The 1,275-nt window shown below is 66.7% G+C and carries 2 protein-coding genes; one reads left to right on the top strand and one right to left on the bottom strand.

From position 1 onward, the window contains the following. Nucleotides 1-92: 92 nt before the first annotated feature. A complete protein-coding gene (locus ACWDVW_RS32600; RefSeq protein ID WP_365009618.1) occupies nt 93-803 on the bottom strand; it encodes a hypothetical protein in 711 nt (236 codons plus the stop codon). Nucleotides 804-1,133: 330 nt separating this feature from the next. Here ACWDVW_RS32600 and ACWDVW_RS32595 point away from each other — a divergent pair. Further along, on the top strand, nt 1,134-1,275 hold a 142-nt coding region (locus ACWDVW_RS32595; protein WP_449956829.1), incomplete at its 3' end, for an NAD-dependent epimerase/dehydratase family protein.

The following is a 1,275-nucleotide window of genomic DNA, read 5'->3' as shown; positions in this document are numbered from 1 at the left end:
GATCAACACCGGCCCGGCGCCGAGGGTCACCACGGTGGCGACCGCCAGGCCGGCGTACCCGACGGCCCCTTGCTGATGGGGTGCTGGCCGAATTACTTGGCCGGCGAGGGAGCCGGGGTGGGGTACGGCTGGGTGATGGTGATGAAGTACTGGATCGCGGCACCGATCGCGACCGGGGCGGTCACGAAGATCTGGCCGGCGATGACGCCCAGCGCACCGATGGTGGTGGCGCCGACGACGCAGCCCGCGATCGGGCCCGCGCCGAACAGCGCCAGCAGGACACCGGTCGCGACGAGGCCGGCACCGGCACCCGCGATGCAACCGACGGCAGCGCCGCCGAGGCCACCGACCAGGGTGCCGATGGTGGCGCCCATGGAGATGGTCTGGGTCAGGCGGCTCCAGGCGGCCTGCTCACGCTCGTACTCGTTCTTCCAGGGAGCCTGGTTCTCGAACGGCAGGGCGACGGGCTTGTAGACGGCCTTGGAGGCGTCGTAGACCGGGCTCAGGGTGGCCTTGTTGCCCGAGATCTCGGCCGCGATGGGCAGCTCGAACTCGTCGAGGCGGAAGGTCAGCGGGGTACCCGCGACGGTGGTGCCGTTGGCGGCCTTGACCTTGAAGGCGCCGTCCTCGACGACGAGCGAGCCCGCATCGGTGGTGATGACAGCCTTCGAGTCTTCGACGACCTCGGCGGAGTAGTTGATCGGAGCGGCCTCTTCGACCGGCGCGGCGTTGACGGTGCCGGCGGTGACGCCCATGGCAGCGATCAGCAGCGCCGAGGTGGCGGCGAATTTCCTCATCAGCATTTTGTGGAACCTCGATGTTGGAGCGTTCGGAGGGGACCCGCTGATCAAAATCCCTCGCAGCTAACGAGCGGTGAACCCGGTGTGACCGTCTATTCAAATTCCGTTCACCGTTGATACCCCAGTACCAGTGCGGTGCTCGAAACCTGAGCGATGACCGGGGTTTTTCTCAGGAAACCAGACCCGAAGTCGTAACCTGGGGCGCTCCAGAGTGATGGACGTCACAGTGAATATATCTGGGACGTCACAGGTCGGACGCTGTACAGCATCGCATTCCGGCCCACCTCCTGTCCTGAAGAGCGCCGGCGAGCACGTATCGTTGGCCGGGTGCGAGTGCTCGTAACCGGCGGGGCCGGGTTCATCGGTGCGAATTTCGTCCAGCAGACCGTGGCCACGCGCCCGGATGTGCACGTGACCGTCCTCGACGCCCTCACCTACGCGGGTAACCGCGCGTCGCTGGATTCGGTCGCCGACC

This window comes from Micromonospora sp. NPDC003241 (assembly GCF_053589795.1).
This window is presented reverse-complemented; position numbering and strand designations above follow the sequence as displayed.